A 3,306-nucleotide genomic window follows, 5' to 3' on the forward strand; every position below is an offset into this window, starting at 1 on the left:
AACTGCGGAACTTTGACTGATTTTTGTTCGTCTAGTTGTTTCAAGTCTCTTAGAACGGTTTTTAGAATAGTTTTTCCGTTAACAATACCTACAACACATTCAACCGCTTCGTACTTCTTAATCAATGCCTTAATATTCATCTTAGTTTCCTCCATAAATCAAATAAACTGCAATAACTACCTGAGACATGCTTGGCGAATAGCCAACCCAATCATCAAACTCCTTAGATTTTGGAAACCAACCCTTAGTAGCTCCCAAATCATAGTCTATAGGCTTTTCATCAGCGAAGATGCATTCCATCGCTCCCATAAATGTCATACCATCTTCTGCCATTTCCCAAAAATAGTCCGCCCGGTCTTTCACTGCTTGTGGTAAATCTTGCTTGGGAGGTTTGGGTTTCCCGTCTTCTACCGTCCAATTGTATACTTCATTAACTTTTTGCTTTAAATCTTCCATCATCTTCCAACTCCTCATTATATTTTTCTACCAATTCATGCAACCACGACCAAGGTTCGGTTTCTTCAACGATTTGGTCAACTTCCCTTTCTTGCAACCAAGCTGAGAAATTAACCACATTATCAATGTAGATTGTGTCGTAATCGCCCCAATCCCAAACAGTTAAATAAATTTCTGTTTCAGTTCCATTTTCATCTTCAACCGTTATTGAACCATTTTCAACCCACGCTGTACCAAAACACAATTCGCAAGTGCCAGTCTGTTCTTCTTGAAAATCTGAATGGTATTCTGTCACTTTATATTTCATCTTCCAACTCCTCCACTTTTTTCCTCAATTCTTTATTCTTTTTCTTCAACAAATCGCGCTCCAGCGCTCTAATCCGTCTCTTGCGTGCATCGCACGGTTTCGAATACTCGATTATCTTCTCTTCATTTTGCTCAATTGTACGTTTCAGTCCTTCGATTACTACCTGTTTATCGTAATTCATCGTCTAAAAATCTTTCAATAGCTTCTCTATAGGAGACTTCCGCCATACCGTCTAAGTCGTTCAGGGCTTCAATATAGTCTGGACGCCCTTGCCCATACTGCTTTTTCAAAAACTCAACAAAGAGATGAATTTCCTGATAGGTTACTCCAACCATATTTCTTACCTCCCACTAAAACGGAAAATCATCTTCCTCAAGGGCGTATCCTGGCATTTGTTCCTCAATATTCGAACGGTTAGCAGTATCATCACGCTTTTCAAGTCGCTCAAAACCATCTGCGACCACCTCAGTCAGATAGACCCTGCGCCCCTCCTGATTCTCGTAGTTCCTTGTCTGGATGCGACCCGTCACACCGACCAGATTACCCTTCTTGCACCATTCTGCGAATAGCTCCGCCTGCTTGCGCCACATCATACAGTTGATAAAGTCCGCCTCTCGCTCGCCGTTAGCTCCCTTGAAATTCCGATTGACCGCCAGAGTAAAGGTAGCAACCGCCACATTCGACGGTGTATGTTTTAATTCAGGGTCTTTCGTCAAGCGCCCCACTAACGTAACATTATTGATCATCTTTCTTGTCCTTTCTTGCTGCACGTTCTCCGATTAAGTAGCCGAGAAATAGCCATAGAATAGCCATGCCAAATTCTTTAATAAGTTCAATCATTTTCTTATCCTCCTGAAAAAAGTTGCTAAATAGTAACAATCCTTCGCACCATAGTCAAACCGTGTCGTCCGCTGACCAATGTGCTTCTGAAACCTTGGCTGAGTGATAGCCGAGAAAGCCCACTGATGATCTTCCATTTGCTCAATGAGATCATCGACATTGTCAAACGTCCCAAGGTAAAACTTGCAGTGCCCGTTGTAGACGAAGTAAAGATTTAACATCACTCCACCTCAACGGGGTAAAAGTTCCCAAAGGAACTCCTCAATGCTTTACCAACCTGTAAGGCTGCCGCCCGAGAAACAAACCGCATGGCTTTCTTCTCCTCTGAACATGAAATGTCCAAGCCAGTCACACCAATAACTGCGGACCTCAGAAACGGCTTATCCTCTCTTGTCCCATGTCTTAAAATAAACATCAGCCACCTCCATTCTAAAAATATTGCTTCCGCTTGTTTGTCAAGTCGTTGAAAACCATTAAATGGTCTTTATCCACACCCTTCATCAGTCTGGACATAAAGGGTCTGCCATATCTTTTCTGAATATTAGCAGAAGTCAAATTGGTGGTAATGATTGTATTTGAACGCTTATTCAGGATATTGTAGAGAATAGTAAACGACCATTCGCTATCCTTCTCCATGCCCAAATCATCCAAAACCAAGAACTTAGCACTGGCAATTTTATTGACCAGAAACTCTTCCTGACTAAAATCAGCTTTAATCTTCATCAACAAGTCAGTCACGTTGATGAAAATAGCAATCTCTTTCGTGTACTCAGATAAAGCTTTTACCATCGCAAAGGCCAAATGGCTCTTACCAGTTCCAGCTTCTCCTTGTAACACGATGTTGTTCCTAGCCCCCTCAGACCACTCACGACAAATCCTCTTTGCAAAAGCTAGCTTTTCCGCTTCTTTTTCAGTGGGTGTCTCAAAGTTGTCCAAAGTCGCATTTTTCAAAACCTCATCATAAAGAGAAAACTTCTCAAGATAGTATTTCCTCTCTCGCTCATTCTCAGCGTCGGCCAGTTCATTCACTCTTGCTTGATTCTCCTCATGGATCCGCTCAGATTCACACATGCGGCATACAACACTCTCAGTCCGCAATATCTTTATCAAAGGAATGTTATGCTTTTCGCAAAACTCATCTTGTTGTTCTGTATTCCTGTGATAAGATAAGGCAATCTCCTCAAACACATTGTCTACCATGACAGACGACCTCCACATTCATGCCAGCTAGCCATTTCAGACAAGCATGCAACCACTTGATGAATTGGTTGGTCTGCTAAAAGAGTTTTCTTCTCGTAGCTTAACGGATAATAGTCAATCTCGAATTGTTCAATTAGTTCTAGTATCCCCATTCGTCCTTGGCCTCCTGTTCTTCTTTCTTATCCTTATTCTTTTTCTCTGATTGACGAACCTGCTCAACAGTGGTAACATTGTTCATCTGCCAATTTCTTAAAATCCCACCTATATATTTGATGTTCGGCTTTCCTGAGTTAATAGCAGTCTTCAGTGCTTCTTTCACCAAATCCACATCATTCTCATTTAGGAGATGGTTGATTTCTTCAATTTCAAATCCAGATAAGAGCCTACGAAATTCAGATTGAAAAAGTTCTAAGATATTTTCTTGACCACCACTACTAGTAGTAGTAGTTATTCTTTTCTTATTCTTATCTTTATCTAATCTATTCTTATTCTTATCTTTATCT

Annotated in this window: 10 protein-coding genes; all 10 read right to left on the bottom strand. The window is 40.9% G+C overall.

The genetic code is table 11. The features are described from left to right. Positions 1–141: 141 nt before the first annotated feature. Positions 142–456 carry a hypothetical protein gene (locus HT715_RS06345; RefSeq protein ID WP_138702247.1) on the bottom strand — a complete coding sequence of 105 codons (315 nt, stop codon included), beginning with the start codon at positions 454–456 and terminating at the stop codon, positions 142–144. Continuing rightward, the gene (locus tag HT715_RS06350) at positions 431–763 is read right to left on the bottom strand and encodes a hypothetical protein (protein ID WP_138702233.1); all 333 of its coding nucleotides are present in this window, start codon (positions 761–763) and stop codon (positions 431–433) included. Before HT715_RS06350 ends, HT715_RS06345 begins: the two co-directional genes overlap by 26 nt. After that, positions 753–944 carry a hypothetical protein gene (locus HT715_RS06355; protein ID WP_001105094.1) on the bottom strand — a complete coding sequence of 64 codons (192 nt, stop codon included), beginning with the start codon at positions 942–944 and terminating at the stop codon, positions 753–755. Before HT715_RS06355 ends, HT715_RS06350 begins: the two co-directional genes overlap by 11 nt. Continuing rightward, positions 931–1,098 carry a hypothetical protein gene (locus HT715_RS06360; protein ID WP_000233205.1) on the bottom strand — a complete coding sequence of 56 codons (168 nt, stop codon included), beginning with the start codon at positions 1,096–1,098 and terminating at the stop codon, positions 931–933. Before HT715_RS06360 ends, HT715_RS06355 begins: the two co-directional genes overlap by 14 nt. Positions 1,099–1,113: 15 nt before the next feature. After that, positions 1,114–1,509: a single-stranded DNA-binding protein gene (gene ssb, locus HT715_RS06365; RefSeq protein ID WP_000609556.1), complete on the bottom strand. Its 396-nt coding sequence runs from the start codon at positions 1,507–1,509 to the stop codon at positions 1,114–1,116. A 90-nt stretch (positions 1,510–1,599) separates the two neighbouring features. After that, a complete protein-coding gene (locus tag HT715_RS11925; protein ID WP_055356729.1) occupies positions 1,600–1,824 on the bottom strand; it encodes a hypothetical protein in 225 nt (74 codons plus the stop codon). Further along, positions 1,824–2,018 carry a hypothetical protein gene (locus tag HT715_RS12455; protein WP_054388383.1) on the bottom strand — a complete coding sequence of 65 codons (195 nt, stop codon included), beginning with the start codon at positions 2,016–2,018 and terminating at the stop codon, positions 1,824–1,826. The genes HT715_RS11925 and HT715_RS12455 overlap by 1 nt, the downstream gene beginning before the upstream one ends. Positions 2,019–2,032: 14 nt before the next feature. Then, a complete protein-coding gene (locus HT715_RS06370) occupies positions 2,033–2,803 on the bottom strand; it encodes an ATP-binding protein (protein WP_138707260.1) in 771 nt (256 codons plus the stop codon). Beyond that, complete coding sequence (locus HT715_RS06375; protein WP_000511763.1) at positions 2,797–2,955, bottom strand: hypothetical protein; 159 nt, start codon at positions 2,953–2,955, stop codon at positions 2,797–2,799. Before HT715_RS06375 ends, HT715_RS06370 begins: the two co-directional genes overlap by 7 nt. Beyond that, on the bottom strand, positions 2,943–3,306 hold a 364-nt coding region (locus tag HT715_RS06380; RefSeq protein ID WP_172922869.1), incomplete at its 5' end, for a DnaD domain protein. The genes HT715_RS06380 and HT715_RS06375, both read right to left, overlap by 13 nt.

It is taken from the genome of Streptococcus sp. 4155 (assembly GCF_013276695.1).
Classification (GTDB): Bacteria; Bacillota; Bacilli; order Lactobacillales; family Streptococcaceae; genus Streptococcus; species Streptococcus pseudopneumoniae.

Coding starts and splice junctions, on each gene's coding strand:
- HT715_RS06345 (WP_138702247.1), bottom strand. CDS start 456: ATGGAAGATTTAAAGCAAAAAGTTAATGAAGTATACAATTGGACGGTA.
- HT715_RS06350 (WP_138702233.1), bottom strand. CDS start 763: ATGAAATATAAAGTGACAGAATACCATTCAGATTTTCAAGAAGAACAG.
- HT715_RS06355 (WP_001105094.1), bottom strand. CDS start 944: ATGAATTACGATAAACAGGTAGTAATCGAAGGACTGAAACGTACAATT.
- HT715_RS06360 (WP_000233205.1), bottom strand. CDS start 1,098: ATGGTTGGAGTAACCTATCAGGAAATTCATCTCTTTGTTGAGTTTTTG.
- ssb (WP_000609556.1), bottom strand. CDS start 1,509: ATGATCAATAATGTTACGTTAGTGGGGCGCTTGACGAAAGACCCTGAA.
- HT715_RS11925 (WP_055356729.1), bottom strand. CDS start 1,824: ATGTTAAATCTTTACTTCGTCTACAACGGGCACTGCAAGTTTTACCTT.
- HT715_RS12455 (WP_054388383.1), bottom strand. CDS start 2,018: ATGTTTATTTTAAGACATGGGACAAGAGAGGATAAGCCGTTTCTGAGG.
- HT715_RS06370 (WP_138707260.1), bottom strand. CDS start 2,803: ATGGTAGACAATGTGTTTGAGGAGATTGCCTTATCTTATCACAGGAAT.
- HT715_RS06375 (WP_000511763.1), bottom strand. CDS start 2,955: ATGGGGATACTAGAACTAATTGAACAATTCGAGATTGACTATTATCCG.